Genomic DNA, 17,533 nt, shown 5'->3' with positions numbered 1-17,533 from the left:
TCACAAAAATCCGTTCTACTAGGCATCAACACACTTCAAAAAACAGTAATAAAAGTTCTCTTTATTATGCATATTTGCTCCCCCCTCCTGAATAATATAGTACAACCTAGCGCTGTATGTGGAGGTGTAAAAGATGAAACTCATATTTCAAATGGAGAAACAACCTGTTCTCGAAAAAACAATTCTTCTTTTCATATTGAGTATTGTAGAAAGTTTGAAACTAAAAGTTGTTTCACTCGATGAAGCTCACCGATACATATTCAATTTAGAAGTGCTTGAACTATTAATGGATCGGAACATCGATGATCAAGTACTAGAACTTATTCATTTCGGAATGGGACTTGAAGACATTTACCATGTACTTCCCGAAGAACTTGAGCATAGTATCGAAGAACTGAAATGGCTTTGTATTCAAGTTTTAAGTGAGTACAGTATGCATGATGATGAATGTGCACAACTAATTGAAGATATACGCTAAAAAGCACCTATGCAGGTGCTTTTACTTTTTTAAACCTTTTTACACACAAAGATTTGTATAATACTTACAATCTTTCATTACCGTGAAAAGATTTCACGTCGATATATGCAATTTCTTAGTGTATTTCCAAGGAAATACTCGAATACTGTTTTCCCTATCATTCTTACAACAATTGATCAATTCCAATAAGAATTAATAACACACCTGCAATTACAGTTGCCCATTTCCCTAAGTATTCAGCTAAAAATCTTTTACCAACATACGTAAAACCACTAATACAAATAAAACTAAAAACTCCAGAAATACATGCCGTAAGCCAAAGATTTAAATTTGTTACTCCAGCATCAAATCCACCTGCAATATTGTTTATGGACAATACAACTCCTAAAACAATTGCTTCAGAAAAACTAATTGTTTTAGAACCATCAAAATCTGCTTTTTCTGGATTACGTAAAACCCCCATAAGTACACTACTATCTTTAGATTCTACGGTATCTTTTTGACTCAAGAAAGGCTGACATAAAATAAACACCCCGATTATTCCTAAAACGATTGCTCCAATAATGTTTGCTGTGAACTCTGAAATAAATAATGCGATCCAATTCCCAAAGAATCCAGCTAGTAAAGTAAATAAAAATCCAAAAAATGCGATGATAAAATTGTTAAGCCACGAAATTCGAATTTTACGAATGCCATATGCAATCCCAACACCTGCATTATCTAAATTAGACGCAATCCCGATTAAAAAAATTGAAAATAAACCTGCCGTACTCATCGTACAGTCACCCCTTTTCTCACTTTTCGTTGCATATTATGAAAATGTTGAGCAACTGTGCCTGTCTGTTTCATATACTTGTAATAAATGCTCAACATTTTTTCAACGATAGACAATAGAAAAGGAGTGCCTACATTATGCCCAATGAAAATCCAAATGAGCGGCTCGGTAAATTAATAAAGAAACTGTTAAAGGAGCGCGCTCTATCTATGCGCCAACTAGGAACACTTACAAATATTGATCCTGCAACAATTTCAAGAATAATTAATGGCAAACAACAACCGAAGCAAAACCATTTACAAAAATTCGCAAACTGTCTACAAGTTCCACCGCAATTATTACTTGATGAAATGTACCCTAACTCTCCACACATAAATAAGGAAAAAGCAGATATGTACACATCTCTCGATACAATTCAACAAACATTACAATCCTCTAACCTATTCGACTTCGAATACACAACAACTCGTGTAAAACAAGAACTTGAAAATTACGAGCGCTATGCTCAAACTACTGAAGGTGAAAAACGTATTCACGAGAGTTTCAAAAGTAAAATAGAACAAATTGATAGTGCTGGTCCTTTCATTGAGCAATTAACAAATATGTACCAACAATTTTGTACAGAAACCATTTCAACCGAAGAGCGTGCAATTATTGGGGGTGCCTTACTATATTTCATTTTATCAACAGACATTATCCCCGATTATCTTTTTCCAATCGGCTATTTAGATGATGCGATTGCCGTTGAATTAGCTAAAGAGAAATTAATTGAAATAAAACGAAAAACATAGAAAAATAAAGAACTATTTCAGTTGTTTATGTTCAACTCTGAAATAGTTCACTAAAAAAGCGTACAAGTACATACCTGTACAATTTCAATATACTAATCTATTTTTTTGTATGACACCATTCATATATGAACGCTGTTATTACTTTTGTAAATTCAATTAACTGCTCAACTTCAACTTTCTCATTTATTGAATGAGCTTCTTCTAATGTACCTGGTCCGTAAATAACAGCTGGAATGTTAAACTCACTAAACCATCCGCCATCAGTTACCGTTGCTGACATATCTAAAATTGCATTTTCAGATAAAATAGATTCATGTACTGAACTTAGCGTTTTGACAGCAACATGTTCGCTATCTACTTCTAAAGAAGGAAAAATTTCGCCACGATCCACAATCATTGATTCTCCGCCCCACTTAAATTGTGGTGGGTTCTCTCTTAACCATGGATCTGCTGCTGCCACTTTTCCTAAATACTCTTCTATTTCTTCTATTATTTGTTCATGCGTTTCATTTGGATAAAAATGTACGGTTATCCACAATCGGCACTCATCCGCAATAAATGCCGCATGACGTCCTCCTTCAATAACAGCTGGATTAATTGTTGTTGTTCCAGATGGATAGCCTTCATATGTTTTCATGACTGCCCAATGACGCTCTAACTCTTGTAAGCTTTGGACAATCTTCATCATTTTCTCAATCGCACTCGCTCCAAATAGACGTCCTCCAGCATGGATCATTTGTCTACGTGTTGCATCATGAAACGTTTGCGGGCTTTTCACTGTAATCCATCCAGTAATTACGCCGCCCTGCCCTTGCATATGTAAATTACTTGTATCAACTACTACTGCAAAATCAGCATCATAACCACGCTTACAACATTGAAGTGTCCCTGCTTCTCCTACTTCTTCGCCAATTACCGATTGAAAAATTAAATCTCCAGGTAATTCAATCCCCACTTCTTCTAAAAGCTGCATAGCAAATAAGGCTCCAGCTAGTCCACCTTTCATATCTGCCGCGCCTCTCCCAACTAACCAACCATCTTTTATAAACGGCTCAAACGGCTTTGTTTCCCACGGTTCGTCCTTTGATACTTCTGCAACATCTATATGTCCATTAATAATGAGACTTTTATGTGACTCACTTGCTGTCCCCTTTTTCACTCCAACAACATTCGGATCATTTGGATATACATCCCATTTATCAATACTAAAATTTCGTTTTTTTAGAAACTCCGCAACAAATTCTTGCGCCTCATTTGTATTTCTTGCTGGTGGTGCTGGTGTTTCAAAACGAATTAAAGTTTTTGTAAGTTCTAGTAGCTCCTCTTTTCGTAAATCAATCTGTTCTAATAGCTGTGAAACTTCTTGATTCATTGCTAATTCCCCTTTGCATACGTAGTATGTTTCCAAATTTATTTTCACAAAAAAAGAGACTGTTTACAATCTTACAGTCTCCAAATTAATCACTATTATAAACTTTCTAATTCGGTTGTATTTGTCTTTTCAGTATGTTCTACTTTACTTCTCTTATTTCTAGTAGCACGGTAAAACAGTAAACAAACGATCATAAATGGAATACCACAATATAATGCCATTCTTTGTTCTGGAATAAAAGCCATAGCTACAATTACTGTTAAATTTAATACTAAAGCAAGAATTGGAACAAATGGATACAGTGGTGTTTTAAATTTCAAATCCTTAATATCTCCCCCTTGCTTCACGTATGTCCTTCTAGCTAATAGGTTAGATAAAGCAATAGATGCCCAAACTAATATCGCTCCAAACCCAGCAATAGAAAGAAGCCATAAATAAACTGTATCTTCCGCATAAATACCTGATAGTAATGAGAGACACCCTACAAACGTACTTACAATCAATGCATAAATAGGAACACCGTTTTTAGATAATTTACCAAAAATCGGGCTAATCATTCCTTGATTAGACATAGACCATAGCATACGGGAAGTTGCATATAATCCTGAATTCGCAACTGATAGTACAGCTGTAATAATAACGAAATTTATAATATCAGCCGCATAAGGAATACCAATTTTATCAAATACAACTACGAATGGACTTTCTATCACTCCTGCTTGCTGCCAAGGAAATAGTCCCGCAAGAATAAAAATAGATAGTACAAAGAAAATAAGTATGCGCCAAACTGTATTATTAATTGCCTTCGGGATAGTTTTCTCTGGATTTTCACTCTCACCAGCTGCAATACCAACTAGTTCTGTTCCTTGGAAGGAAAAATTAACTGCAATCATCGTAATTAAAATGGCTGATAATCCATTTGGGAACAATCCACCATAATCAGTAAAGCTAGAAAACATCGGCGCTGGTTCATTTCCTTTCATATCTAGAAAACCAAACATTGCTGCCCCGCCCAAAATGATAAATGCAATAATTGTAATTACTTTAATACTTGCAAACCAGAATTCAACTTCCGCAAAACTTCTTGAAGATAACGCATTAATAACAAAGAGTAATACAGCAAACACTACGCACCAAATCCATGATGATACATCTGGAAACCAACGTTTCATTAATATACTAACTGCAATTAATTCAATGCCTATCGTAGCCGTCCAGTTTAGCCACGACATCCATCCCACTACATAACCCGCTGCAGGTGAAATATGTTTTGTAGCATATGTTTGATACGATCCTGCATCAGGCATCGCAACCGCTAACTCTCCAAGACAGAGCATCGTTAAATACATAACAAATCCACCGACAAGATACGCTACAATCGCTCCTCCAGGTCCAGCTTCATGAATTGTATAACTGGATCCTAAAAAAAGCCCAGTACCAATAACCCCTCCGAGTGCAATCATAAATATGTGCCGACTTTTCAATTCTCTTTTTAATCCTTGGTTTTGATCCATCATATAAATCCCCCCTTTTCACTTTGCAAACCCATTTAATGTAAGCGTTTTTAAAATTCTTCATAGTAAAAATAATTATTTAAAAGAGCAAAAATACATACTACTTATATTAATCACTACCTGTTATTAAAAGGTCATCCCTCACTGTTATTAATAGTTTTTGATCAGCGATAGCTTGTCCTTCTACCACTTCTAATGATTCGATATAACCACTGATTCCCACTTTAATTTCCACCTGCTGCTTATCTATTGTTTCAATTAACGCTAATTTTTCCCACTCATATACGTAAGAACTTTCAGTAACAAATAATTTCTCTACTTTCCCGTAACAAGGACTATACACGCCTTCTATAACCGTCTTCACTTTATAAATTCCTCCCTCTTATTAATTGAAACTGAAACGTTGCATACACTATAAAGATTCATAATCCCCCTACTCTTTAAATTTAGAGATCTTAACTACTATTCATGCAAAATACGTACCAACCTCAATACCTATGTAAAATTAGGATTTCTTACGAAAAAAATCTGCATAACCGCAAAATTTTTCTATCATTTGAAAATTTTTAAGAGAAAATAGCAAAAAAATTTTGCGATTTTATAAGAATTTTAATAAAATTATAAAAAGTCAGTCTTCATAGGGTATAACGAGGAGAAGATAATACATGCATACAGAAGAAATCAATTTTAAAAAGATTATTGAAATGAATGTGCTATACGAAACTTTACTCAATGAACTAGATATTGGGATCCATATTATTAATGAGGAAAGTAAAACGATTATCTATAACCGTAAAATGATGGAAATTGAATCAATGGATCGCTTAGATGTGCTAGATAAAAATCCTTTAGAAGTATTTGCATTTGAAGAAAATAAAAATAGTACTCTTATAGAGGCTTTAAAACTTGGAAAAACAAACAAAAATATAAAACAAACGTATTTTAACAATAAAGGACAAGAGATTACGACGATTAACGATACTTTTCCTATAATAGAAAATGGAAAAATTAAAGGCGCTATTGAAATTTCAAAAGAGATTAGTCATTTAAAACAAACAATGAAAACGAACCTTTCTCGAAAACAAAATACTAAGTTTACCTTTGATCACATAATTGGTGATTCTAGAGCTATTCAATCGGTCATTACAGAAGCAAAGAGAGTAATACGTACGCCATCCTCCATACTTATCATCGGGGAAACAGGGACCGGTAAAGAGCTATTTGCACAAAGCATCCATAATGAAAGCCAGCGTTCAACAAAACCATTTATTTCGCAAAACTGTGCCGCTATACCAGAAACCTTAATGGAAAGTTTACTATTTGGTACAAATCGAGGTGCTTTTACAGGAGCAATAGATAAACCTGGTTTATTTGAAGAGGCAAATGGGGGAACTTTGTTATTAGATGAAATCAACTCATTAAGCCCAGCACTTCAAGCTAAATTATTGCGTGCTATACAAGAGAAAACAATACGAAGAATTGGGGGGGCGCAAGAAAAAGAAATTGATGTTCGTATTATAGCAACTATTAATGAAGATCCTCTTGAAGCAATAGCACACAATCGATTAAGACAAGACTTATATTACCGATTAAGCGTTGTTACTTTATGTCTTCCACCTTTACGGGAACGAAAAGAAGATATTGCATATCTTGTTCAACACTTTATTGAAAAATACAATATCCAATTTGATCTTAGCGTAAAAGATGTAGATTTAAACGTAAATAACTTCTTCTATAAATACGATTGGCCTGGTAATGTGAGAGAACTAGAACATATAATTGAAGGCTCCATGAACTTAATAGAAGATGAAGATATCATTACAGCGTTCCATATGCCAACGCACTTTCGCGAACTAGCAAAAAAGGAACTGAATATGCAGACTCCGCTAACTAGTCACAATACTGATACGCCACAAACTTTAAAACGTATAATCGAAGAAATGGAAAAGAAATATATCCATCAAATTCTTAAAGAAAATAAAGGTAATATCTCACAAGCCGCAAAATTTTTAGGATTGAGTAGACAAAACTTACAATATCGAATTAAAAAATTGCACTTACACATATGAAATGAATCTTTCTCCAAGTGTAAAGAAACTGGTAAAATATGTTATAATAAACGTATAATATGCTAGAAAGGGGCAATGTATATGAGTAATGATAAGAAGTTGAAGTTATTACACTACTTAGGTCTTTTCCCTACCATTCTATGTATAATGCTATTCATTGATATGAGCAGCTTTCCTCATGCAAAGCTCTTAGGCACAATTAGCGGCTCCTTTGCAGCTATTATGCTTGCTGCTTTTTGGAATTTGAAGCTACGTATGAAGAAAGAGAAATCTTCTTAATTTCAGAGTGCAAAAAAATCGAGCCTTATCAGCTCGATTTTTTTACTTATTATTAAAATTCAACATTCTCCAAATACAATCCACTCGCCTCAGCAAGACAATTAATTTGATTACGTTGTTTTTCCTCTAAAATGTTTGGAATTGCGTCCGCCTCTAATTGCCCTAATCCAACTTCAATTAATGCTCCAACAATTTTCCGCACCATGTTATGAAGGAATCCGTTACCACTTACTCTAATTTGTACAAATCCTGATTCTTCGGAAACATCAAGTGTATACACTTCTCGAACCATAGATTTTTTCTTAGACTTTGCATTTGAAAAGGCAGTGAAGTCATGTGAACCAACTAAATGTTTCGCAGCTTCTTTCATGCTTTTCACATTTAATTGTTTATTCACGTGCATGCTGTATTTACGCATAAATGGGTTCGTATGCTCTTCATTCCAAATTTTATAAAGATATGTTTTTGCTTTAGAATTGTAACGAGCATGGAAACGATCTGGTACTTCTTCTACACTCGTAATACTAATATCATTTGGTAAATATTGATTTAAATACTTTTTTACTTTATGTTCTACTAACTTCTCATCACTTTGAAAGTTAGCTACTTGATTCAAAGCGTGTACACCAGCATCCGTTCTACTACAGCCGATAATTTCAATTTCTTTTCCGACCATTTCAGATATTATACTTTCGATTTTCCCCTGAATCGTATTGTCATTATTACCAAGACGTTGCCACCCTTTATAACGCGCACCATCATATTGAATCGTCAATTTATAATTGTTCATTATATTCTCCTTACTTCCATTCGCTAAATAAAATATACCCTCACATAGCTCCTGCTTTGTGAGGGACATATCCTTATTGAATGTTACTTTCTAACAAGTTTCACTACATTTTCTACATGCGCAGTATGCGGGAACATATCAACTGGTTGTACATACTCCACTTCATAGCTCTCCATTAATGTTTCCACATCACGTGCTAATGAGGAAGGGTTACAAGACACGTAAACAACTTGTTTCGGTTTCACTTTTAAAATCGTTTCAAGTAATTTATCATCACAACCTGTACGCGGTGGGTCGACAACAATGACATCTGGACGCCAGCCTTCTTTTACCCACTTTGGTAACCATTGTTCCGCTTTACCAGCTTCATACTTTGCATTTGTGAATCCGTGGCGTTTTGCATTTTTCTTTGCATCTTCAATCGCTTCTGGAATTACATCCATACCACGTACTTCCGCTGCATCATTCGCAAGCCAAAGTCCAATCGTACCGACACCACAATACGCATCCACAATCTTCTCGTTTCCTGTTAAAGCAGCTGCTTTTTTCGCTTCATCGTATAAAACAACTGTTTGTTCTGGATTTAATTGGAAGAATGCGCGTGCTGATAATTCAAATGATAAATCACCTAGTGTTTCTTGAATTACTTCTTTTCCAGCTAATTTAAATGTTTTATCACCGAAAATAACAGATGTTTTACGCCAGTTTACGTTTTGCATAATTGATTTAACACTTGGCATTTGTTTTTGCACTTCTGCGATAAATTGATCTTTATTTGGTAATTCTTCTTTTGTTGTAATAAGTGTGACTTGCACTTCCCCTGTTTGAACTGCAGTACGTGTCACAATTGTGCGTACTAAACCTTTTTGTTTTTTCTCATTGTAAATAGAAACATTTAATTTTTCTAATATACGTCTTACAACTTTTGTCGCTTCATTCGTTGCTTTATGCTGAATCATGCAATGAGAAATATCAATTAACTGATGTGAGTTTTGCTTATATAACCCTGTAATAACCTTTTCGTCTTTACGCCCCACTTGCAATTGACTTTTATTACGATAATGCCATGGATTTTCCATACCAAGCGTCGGACGAATTTTCTCTTCCAGACTGTTATTCATGTACTTCTCAAATGCTTGTACAACGATATCACGCTTTTGATTTAATTGTTCTTTATAATCTAAATGCTGCAATTGACAGCCACCACACTCCTCATATACTGAACATGGTGCTTTCACACGATGTGGTGAGGATTTACGAACTTTTTTCACTTTCGCTTCAGCGAAGCCACGCTGAATTTTCGTTGCTTCAGCAACAACTTCTTCTCCTGGTAATGCCCCTGGAATGAAAACAACTTGTCTCTTAAAATAACCAACGCCTTCTCCGTTAATCCCAAGACGTTTAATTGTCACAGGAAACGTTTGACCAACTTCCAACTTACTCTCTTGTTGCTTTTGTATCATTATTACACCTCTACTCTATACTTTTCCATAAATATAACGCTGCATAACTGCAATATGGTTCACACTCTTGTTTCACTTTTTCTAAAAATGCATCATCAGGCTTATTATCTAATTGAAATACACCTTGCACTGCGCGCTGAATTCCAATGTCTGCTTTTGGAAACATATTTTTCCGACCAAGCCCAAACATTAAAAAGTTTTGCACTGTCCATGCTCCAATACCCCTTATTGGTAACAATTGTGCCGATACTTCTTCTTCTGTTTCGTTTTGTATCCTTGCTAAATCTAATTTACCGCCTACAATATGTTTTGCTAATCCTACTATATATTCGGCTTTTCGCTGACTAAACTTCTGCTCTCTCAATTCTTCTATTGAAATGTTTGCTACTCTTTCTGGTGTTGGGAAAAAGAAAACGCCGTTCTTCTCTGTCCCATATCGTTTTACAAATTGATCTGTTAGCACAGTAGCAAATTTCAAATTTATTTGTTGATGAATAATACAGCGAAGAAGACAAGCGAAATAATCAAATTCTAAAATAATTGGAGTATAAGCATATGTTTCAAATAGTGGACGTAATGATGTGTTTAAAAAATGATTTTGTATATTTTGAAACGGTTCATTCCAGTGAAAAATGGATCTCATTCGTTTCATTACTTTCTCTTGATCTCCTGCCTGACTAGAGATCCAAAACTGTGGATTTTGAACAGTACCAATCCCTTGCAAACGAACAACAATCTGTTCTTCGTCTATAAAAAGCGGGACATAAATTACTTTCTCGTCTAATTGAATAACGTTTAACGGGTCGAAAGATAAACGCTTTAGTACTTCCTCAAAATGGTACGGATATTCTAACGTAACATGTTCGCTCCACATACGTTTCCCCATCCTTTTTACACATCATTATAGCATGAGAAAACCGCAAGCATACATGCTTACGGTTGATTGCTTTTTACTAAATCATCTAGGCTTTTAAAATGATACCCTTTCTCGCGCAAATCATCAATGATTTTCGCAAGTGCTTCTGCATTATCTTTTGATATTGCATGAAGTAACAAAACAGATCCTGGATGAATCATAGTCATTACATTATTATGAGCGTATTGCCATCCTCTTTGCTGATCTACTTTCCAATCAAGAAATGCAAGCGACCAAAACACGTTATAATATCCCATGTCTTTCGTAAGCGCTAGCGTTCTTTCACTAAACACGCCTCGCGGAGGGCGTACATATTTCACTTCTTTTTGCCCAGTAACTTTTTTAATCTCTTCCGTTACGCTCGTTAATTCTTCACGAAGTTTTGCATCATTTACTGTTGTAAAATCTGGATGACTCCAAGAATGATTACCAATAATATGTCCTTCATTTTTCATTCTTAATAATAAATCTTTTTGTGTTTTTATATAATGTCCCGTCACAAAGAAAGTTGCTGGTACTTTTTTCTCCTTCAGTACATCTAAAATCTTTCCTGTATATCCATTTTCGTATCCATTATCAAATGTTAAATAAATATCTTTTTTCTTCGTATCTCCTAAATAAAACCCACCATTTTTTTGTAGTAATTCTGTATATAGTTTCCCTGCATCTGGCACCGTTTCATTTTTAGGACGTGGGATTCCCCAGTTATGTGGTGTATTCGTATAAGCAAATGTTGAAACTGGAACAAGTGCCATCATAATTGAAAAAATGAGACCTATATATAACCATTTATATTTCATAAATAGTCTCCTTTCCATATATAATCGTACCTGTAGTTTCTGTTTCCCTGCTTTCTTTCATGCTGAACATGTTTTTCTATATATACCAAAAAAATGCACCTCGAATAATTCGAGATGCACTTCTCTTTACTTAAATACAGGTTCTTTAAAGCTCGCCAATTTTTCAAGTGATGTTTTATCAACATCAGCATGTAGACTTTTACCATGAGAATCCATCGTTACAACTGCTTTAAAACCATCGATACGTAAATGCCACATTGCCTCTGGGATACCGAATTGTAAGAAATCAACATCTTTCACTTCTTTAATACATTCAGCATAATATTGCGCTGCACCACCAATTGCATTTAAGTACACACCACCGTGTTCTTCTAAAGCTGCTAATGTTTTAGCACCCATACCGCCTTTACCAATTACAGCACGAATACCGAACTTTTTCATAATATCGCCTTGATATGGCTCTTCACGAATGCTTGTCGTTGGACCTGCCGCTTTAATTTGCCAATTGTCATTCTCATCCTTCACTACAACTGGACCACAGTGATAAATAATTTGTCCCTTTAAATCTACTGGACAATCGTTATCCATTAAATGTTTATGAATCGCATCACGTCCTGTATACATCATGCCGTTAATTGTAACAACGTCACCAACACGAAGTTCACGAATTTGCTCTTCTGTAATTGGAGCTTGTAATACGATTTCACGCTGCTCTGTTTGTTCTTGCGCAGCGTCTTGTTGAAGTGTATCTTCACCTTCTTGGTATAACCAATCCATAATTTCACCTGTTTCAGGATGAATTGTTACGCCAAGACGACGATATGCCCAACAATTATACGCAACAGATACGTAGAAGCTCGCTGGCAAACGATTATATACTCCAATTTTACAACCTAATAAAGTTGTTTCTCCGCCAAATCCCATCGTACCAATGCCAAGCTTATTCGCATTCTCTAATACATACTCTTCAAGCTTGTGTAATTCTGGAACTGGATTTACATCATCTAATGTACGGAATAATTGATTTTTTGCTAATTCGTAACCTGATGTGCGGTCTCCCCCGATACCGACGCCGATTACTCCTGCGCTACACCCTTGACCTTGCGCTTGATATACTGCATGAAGAAGGCATTTACGAATTCCTTCTAAATCACGCCCAGCTCGTCCAAGTCCTTCTATTTCACAAGGCAGGCTATATTGAATATTTTTATTCTCACAACCGCCGCCCTTTAAAATTAAACGTGCATCAATGTAATCTTTTTCCCATTGTTCAAACTTAATAACAGGTGTACCTGGTCCTAAATTGTTTCCGCTATTGTCTCCAAAAAGAGAATCAACAGAGTTTGGACGAAGTTTACCATCTTTTGTCGCCCGCTCAAGCGCACTATAGATAGCTTCCTTCAGTTTTAATTGATTCACACCAACTGGTGTATAAATTTTAAACGTTGGCATCCCTGTATCTTGGCAAATTGGCGAGATATTATCATCTGCCATTTTAATGTTATTCGTAATTGTGCCAAGTGCCATCGCTGAACGAGTCCCTGCATTTTCTCGCTCTTTCGCTTGTTGAATCGCACGACGAACATCCTTCGGTAAGTTCGTTGACGTTTCAACAACTAGTTGATACATGCTTTCTTGAAGCTTTTCCATTGTACTTCCCCCTCAATTGTGAACGCTACCAAAACGTTATGAGATGAAAATTCCATTGTTATGCTCTTCAGCTTTTTATTTATCCCGCATTAACGGGCAGTAAGACTCCCACCTCAAAATTCAGGTGGAGCAAAGAAGTTAGGTTGGAGATCAACTGCCCGTAAACGCCCGATTGGTTCAACTAATACTCAGTGGGGAATGACCCCCCACTGAGTAAAGTTTCACTTTATTTCACGCTATTAAAGTATAAATGAAATTTTTCACAACTTGATTATACCTTTTTTTCTATATTCCTTCTATTATCCGCACAGAAAAAGGCTGCCAATTTTGTAGTGGCAGCCTTTTTAATATATTATTCGTCTTTTTTAAATTGCTCACATTTCAGTTCTAATTCATCTAACATTGCAAGAAGACGATCTACATCTTCTAATTCTACCTCTTCTGGTTCAATCGTATCAATTACTTCAATGAACATATTTAAACGTTCTTTCAAATATACTAGTTGTGAATCTTTACCTTGAATTGCTTTTCCCATGAAGGCACTCTCCTTTTAATTCGAGTTGCTTTTATTATACCGCAAAAATGATTGCTATGGGCATGTAATTTCATCAATTTCGTCACAGTAATTCATTATAATGTAAGCCCTCTCTCTTTTTTCACAAAAAAGTTTCACTTTATAAAAAGCTCATATTCTTCTATTATAGAGAATGGACAAATTGTTATTTCAATAGTCAAAGGAGTATTTCATATGACGATATCACAAATAATGAAGCCGATTACTCCTTCTTACGATCCATGGGAAGCGTATATGGACCTTGAAGAGTACGGCAAACTACTATTAACAAACGTTGAGTTTACAACGACGACGTTATGCAATATGCGTTGCGAGCATTGCGCTGTTGGTTACACATTACAGCCGAAAGATCCAAACCCGCTTCCGATGGAGCTTTTATTAAAACGATTAGATGAGATTCCTCATTTACGTTCTTTAAGTATTACAGGCGGAGAACCTATGCTTTCAAAAAAATCCGTCGACAACTATGTAACACCACTCTTAAAATACGCCCATGAACGAGGCGTTCGCACTCAAATTAACTCAAACTTAACTATAGATTTAGCACGTTACGAACAAATTATTCCCTACTTAGATGTATTGCACATTTCACATAACTGGGGAACAATCGATGACTTCGTTGAAGGCGGATTTGCAATGATGGAGCGTAAGCCTACTTATGAACAGCGCGCTAAATTATTTGAAAGAATGATTACAAATAGTAAAGCTCTATCAGAGGCAGGTGTACTCGTATCAGCCGAAACTATGTTAAACAAACGAACTCTACCACATATTGAACATATTCACCGTCAAATCGTTGAAGAAATGGGCTGTAAACGTCATGAAGTTCACCCGATGTATCCGAGTGACTTCGCTAGCACACTTGAAATTTTAACAAAAGAAGAAATTCGAAATGCAGTTGAACATTTATTAGAGATCCGTGATGAAAATGTGTGGATGTTATTCGGAACATTACCTTTCTATGCATGTAGTGATAATAAACACGATTTAGCTACACTAAAGAAATTACATGAAAGTAAAAATGTAACTGTCCGCAATGATCCAGATGGTCGTTCTCGTTTGAACGTAAATATTTTCGATGGAAATATTATCGTGACCGACTTCGGTGATGTCCCGCTTCTAGGTAATGTACAAACAAATACACTACAAGAAGCTTACGACAAATGGTGTGACTCAAAAACAGCAAAATCATTAAGTTGCCATTGTCCTGCCGTGAAATGCCTTGGACCAAACGTTCTTGTAAAAAATAGCTACTATCCAAAAGAAGATTTCTTATCAAAAACATCAAACATTATGTTATAAAGTGAAACTTTAATCAGTGGTTGTTTTGTTCATCCCCCACTGATTATTAGCCCACACCAATCGGGAGTTTACGGGCAGCAGGGCCTCCCACCTAACTTCTTTGCTCCAGCCGAATTTTGAGGTGGGAGTTTTACTGCCCGCAAATAGCGGGATAAATAAAAAACGTCAGCTTATAGGCTGACGTTTTTTATTTCATTGTGCATGCGATGAAGAAACAAATTTAAAAAATAAATGATCATGAATTGGAATAGCGGCTCCGATTCCTTGAGATGTAATATTTTTCACGACAAGCTTTTTTTGATTCCCTTTTAACACAAGGTAGACTTCTCCAAATGTTACTTTTCCTTTTTCATTTACTGCTGGTGTATACGCATATAAATATCCAAGTTGACTTGGACTAATATTATAAACACGCTCATGTCCGGTACCATAACCAATGGTTGTTTTAAATGAAAGTGGCAATTGTACTTTTTCAAGCGCTTTTAGAAGCATCATTTTTTTCACATCTGTAGTATCTTTCATATCTGCTGTTAAATCACCTTCGATTGTCTTTTGGGTTTCTTGCTTATAGCGAAGTGGGTATAAGCGATCCCCTCCGCGATTATCATATACATTTCGATTTACTTGCTTATATTCCCAATTAATCGATGTGTCTATTGACTCATAATTTAATGCCCATTGCCCTAAATAAATTTTCGCTCGGTACCCTACTGCAAGCGGTGCATTCGAAATTGTCGTTTCATTAAACATTCGAATTAAATCTGGGTTTTCAATTTTGATATTTGCTGTTTTCAATAGTTCTTGCGCAAACTTACTTGGCTGTAAACGCGGTAAATCTTGTGCGTCATTTGGAAATGTATTATCCTTTGAAATATTTAAAACAGATGAAGGCATTTTTACTTCTACCGTTGTCTTTGCAAAACTACTGTTAGGAAATAATAAAATAAACGAGACCATGGTTGAAAGACATATGCTGTATACTCGTTTCACCTGTCTGGCTCCTTCCTATGTAAAGGTATATAAATTACTGTATTTAGTGTTTTCCCTCTGAAGCATTGTTATCCCTATTTTTCATAATAAATAAAAACCAATTCCCATAATGACATACGCAGCTAATAAAGTGCCTCCTTCAAACCAGTTTGTATCCCCATCATTTGAAATGGCGATAGTTAAGAAAACAGCTGTAATCATAGAAACAAGTTCTGGTATTGTAAATACTAGAGGCATCTTTTGTGCAAAAAGCATCGAAAGAAGTACTAACACAGGAGCAACAAACATGGCGATTTGTAATGTAGAACCTACTGCAATTTCAACGGCGATATTCACTTTGTTTTTATACGCCATAATAATTGCAGATGCATGTTCTGCTGCATTACCAACAATCGCAACGATAATAACCCCTATAAATAACTCTGACCAGCCAAATGACTTTGCAACCGTTTCAAAAGTATGTACGAGTGCCTCTGAAACATAAGCTACCGCAATTGTTGCTATCGCTAAAACGAGTAGCGCTTTACCTTTCGACCACTCAGGCTCCTCCTCATGTACTTCTTCATCGCTCTTATGTTGATATACACCGCGGTGCGTAACTAACTTAAATAGCAATGCAGCAAGGTACATAATGATCATGATAATAGAAACACCAATACTTAATTGATACGTCTTTCCAGCATCCATCTTCATTGAAAAAATCTCTGGAATAACAAAGGCTACGACAACAGCAAATATTAATAAAGCTGAATTATGTCTTGCATCATAAACATTGAAACTTTGTCTTTTATACTTAAGGCCACCTATAAAGAAGGATAACCCTCCTACCAGTAATAAGTTTCCAAGTACAGAACCAGTTAAGGAAGCTAAAACAACTTCTGTTAATCCTGCCTGGAGTGCAAAAATTGAAATGATAAGTTCCACGGCATTACCGAAAGTTGCATTTAATAAACCACCTATCCGAGGCCCAGAAACAATTGCTAAACTTTCTGTCGCCCTCCCCATAAAACCAGCTAATGCAATAATAGTAATGCAGTATACAGCAAACATAATAGTTTGTGGCCAATGAAGTGTTTTTCCGATTACAGAAAGTGGTACACCTATAAGCGCTACTATGAGAAATATTTTATTAAACATGCTTTTCATCCTTCCATCGTATGTATTTCTCCTCGATATTATTATTATTCATCTCCTAACTTGTCCGATTTCATCACAATTACGTTTAAAAAATCGGATTGAAGAAAACAGTATGAAAGATATTTAAATTATCTTGTCCAGACAGAAAAAATTATGAATTATGAAAAGAGGCTAAAAATATGCACTTAAAAGAAAAAATCGCAACTATTATTCAAGGTCAACGCACTGGTGTATTATCTACTGTACGTAACGATAAGCCACATAGCGCCTTTATGATGTTTTTCCACGAAGATTTTGTACTATATGTTGCAACAGATCGAAATTCAAAAAAGATAACAGATATTGAAAAAAACCCCAATGTACATGTACTACTTGGACGTGAAGGAAAGAAATTAGATGAGGATTACATTGAAGTTGAAGGTATAGCTTCCATCGAAGAAGATCAAACATTAAAAAACAAATTTTGGACTAATAGCTTAAAACGCTGGTTACTCGGTGCGGAAGACCCTAATTACGTACTAATAAAAATCAATCCCGATACAATTTATTACATCGATAGTGCTGGTACGACCGAGCCCGAGTTTTTACGACTATAAAATAAAAACAAGCCCCCCTTTGCAGTGACCCCTGTCA

The 17,533-nt window shown here is 35.6% G+C and carries 18 protein-coding genes; 6 read left to right on the top strand and 12 right to left on the bottom strand.

Annotation, left to right across the window (positions count from 1 at the left end; genetic code table 11):
• The first annotated feature begins 133 nt into the window (after positions 1–133).
• Positions 134–478: a DUF3969 family protein gene (locus tag B5P40_RS24665; protein WP_002091149.1), complete on the top strand. Its 345-nt coding sequence runs from the start codon at positions 134–136 to the stop codon at positions 476–478.
• 163 nt (positions 479–641) lie between these two features.
• Here the strand turns inward: B5P40_RS24665 and ytaF are convergent, their stop codons facing one another.
• Positions 642–1,253 (bottom strand): sporulation membrane protein YtaF, encoded by a 612-nt coding sequence (ytaF, locus tag B5P40_RS24660; protein WP_113710090.1) that lies wholly within the window; start codon positions 1,251–1,253, stop codon positions 642–644.
• Positions 1,254–1,390: 137 nt separating this feature from the next.
• Between ytaF and B5P40_RS24655 the strand changes: the two genes are divergently transcribed.
• A complete protein-coding gene (locus B5P40_RS24655) occupies positions 1,391–2,044 on the top strand; it encodes a helix-turn-helix domain-containing protein (protein ID WP_002169221.1) in 654 nt (217 codons plus the stop codon).
• Between the two features lie 97 nt (positions 2,045–2,141).
• On the opposite strand, the gene B5P40_RS24650 is transcribed toward B5P40_RS24655, so the two are convergent.
• The 3 genes from B5P40_RS24650 to B5P40_RS24640 all read right to left on the bottom strand — a co-directional run bounded on the left by B5P40_RS24650 (position 2,142) and on the right by B5P40_RS24640 (position 5,294).
• Entirely contained in the window at positions 2,142–3,464 is a 1,323-nt protein-coding gene (locus tag B5P40_RS24650) for an acetylornithine deacetylase (protein WP_078176008.1), read from the bottom strand.
• 47 nt (positions 3,465–3,511) lie between these two features.
• On the bottom strand, positions 3,512–4,933 hold the full coding sequence (locus tag B5P40_RS24645; protein WP_002125032.1) for an amino acid permease: 1,422 nt from the start codon (positions 4,931–4,933) through the stop codon (positions 3,512–3,514).
• Positions 4,934–5,039: 106 nt separating this feature from the next.
• Positions 5,040–5,294, bottom strand: a complete 255-nt coding sequence (locus tag B5P40_RS24640) for a biotin/lipoyl attachment domain-containing protein (protein ID WP_002010281.1) — start codon at positions 5,292–5,294, stop codon at positions 5,040–5,042.
• Between the two features lie 301 nt (positions 5,295–5,595).
• Between B5P40_RS24640 and B5P40_RS24635 the strand changes: the two genes are divergently transcribed.
• Both B5P40_RS24635 and B5P40_RS24630 read left to right on the top strand, forming a co-directional pair.
• Positions 5,596–6,999, top strand: a complete 1,404-nt coding sequence (locus tag B5P40_RS24635) for a sigma-54 interaction domain-containing protein (protein WP_002191842.1) — start codon at positions 5,596–5,598, stop codon at positions 6,997–6,999.
• A gap of 81 nt (positions 7,000–7,080) precedes the next feature.
• Positions 7,081–7,278, top strand: coding sequence for a hypothetical protein (locus B5P40_RS24630; RefSeq protein WP_002140273.1), 198 nt, complete (start codon positions 7,081–7,083; stop codon positions 7,276–7,278).
• 52 nt (positions 7,279–7,330) lie between these two features.
• On the opposite strand, the gene truA is transcribed toward B5P40_RS24630, so the two are convergent.
• From truA to B5P40_RS24600, 6 genes are all read right to left on the bottom strand, one after another.
• Positions 7,331–8,068, bottom strand: coding sequence for a tRNA pseudouridine(38-40) synthase TruA (gene truA, locus B5P40_RS24625; protein WP_002125027.1), 738 nt, complete (start codon positions 8,066–8,068; stop codon positions 7,331–7,333).
• Positions 8,069–8,151: 83 nt separating this feature from the next.
• The gene (gene rlmD / locus B5P40_RS24620; RefSeq protein ID WP_002029595.1) at positions 8,152–9,531 is read right to left on the bottom strand and encodes a 23S rRNA (uracil(1939)-C(5))-methyltransferase RlmD; all 1,380 of its coding nucleotides are present in this window, start codon (positions 9,529–9,531) and stop codon (positions 8,152–8,154) included.
• A 10-nt stretch (positions 9,532–9,541) separates the two neighbouring features.
• Positions 9,542–10,405 carry a DNA-3-methyladenine glycosylase family protein gene (locus B5P40_RS24615; RefSeq protein WP_002125025.1) on the bottom strand — a complete coding sequence of 288 codons (864 nt, stop codon included), beginning with the start codon at positions 10,403–10,405 and terminating at the stop codon, positions 9,542–9,544.
• A gap of 59 nt (positions 10,406–10,464) precedes the next feature.
• Positions 10,465–11,247 (bottom strand): delta-lactam-biosynthetic de-N-acetylase, encoded by a 783-nt coding sequence (gene pdaA / locus B5P40_RS24610; protein ID WP_002029593.1) that lies wholly within the window; start codon positions 11,245–11,247, stop codon positions 10,465–10,467.
• Between the two features lie 126 nt (positions 11,248–11,373).
• Positions 11,374–12,897 carry a class I fumarate hydratase gene (gene fumA / locus B5P40_RS24605; RefSeq protein WP_002091168.1) on the bottom strand — a complete coding sequence of 508 codons (1,524 nt, stop codon included), beginning with the start codon at positions 12,895–12,897 and terminating at the stop codon, positions 11,374–11,376.
• Between the two features lie 352 nt (positions 12,898–13,249).
• Positions 13,250–13,432 carry an SE1561 family protein gene (locus tag B5P40_RS24600; RefSeq protein WP_002010264.1) on the bottom strand — a complete coding sequence of 61 codons (183 nt, stop codon included), beginning with the start codon at positions 13,430–13,432 and terminating at the stop codon, positions 13,250–13,252.
• A 213-nt stretch (positions 13,433–13,645) separates the two neighbouring features.
• Between B5P40_RS24600 and yfkAB the strand changes: the two genes are divergently transcribed.
• Positions 13,646–14,773, top strand: a complete 1,128-nt coding sequence (gene yfkAB, locus B5P40_RS24595) for a radical SAM/CxCxxxxC motif protein YfkAB (protein WP_063219475.1) — start codon at positions 13,646–13,648, stop codon at positions 14,771–14,773.
• Between the two features lie 192 nt (positions 14,774–14,965).
• Here the strand turns inward: yfkAB and B5P40_RS24590 are convergent, their stop codons facing one another.
• Both B5P40_RS24590 and cax read right to left on the bottom strand, forming a co-directional pair.
• Positions 14,966–15,763 (bottom strand): YfkD famly protein, encoded by a 798-nt coding sequence (locus B5P40_RS24590; RefSeq protein WP_002125017.1) that lies wholly within the window; start codon positions 15,761–15,763, stop codon positions 14,966–14,968.
• 81 nt (positions 15,764–15,844) lie between these two features.
• Entirely contained in the window at positions 15,845–16,900 is a 1,056-nt protein-coding gene (gene cax, locus B5P40_RS24585; RefSeq protein ID WP_016103262.1) for a calcium/proton exchanger, read from the bottom strand.
• 179 nt (positions 16,901–17,079) lie between these two features.
• Between cax and B5P40_RS24580 the strand changes: the two genes are divergently transcribed.
• On the top strand, positions 17,080–17,496 hold the full coding sequence (locus B5P40_RS24580) for a pyridoxamine 5'-phosphate oxidase family protein (protein WP_002140268.1): 417 nt from the start codon (positions 17,080–17,082) through the stop codon (positions 17,494–17,496).
• Positions 17,497–17,533: the final 37 nt, after the last annotated feature.

It is taken from the genome of Bacillus sp. SRB_8, assembly GCF_003264205.1.
Taxonomy (GTDB): Bacteria; Bacillota; Bacilli; order Bacillales; family Bacillaceae_G; genus Bacillus_A; species Bacillus_A mycoides.
This window is presented reverse-complemented; position numbering and strand designations above follow the sequence as displayed.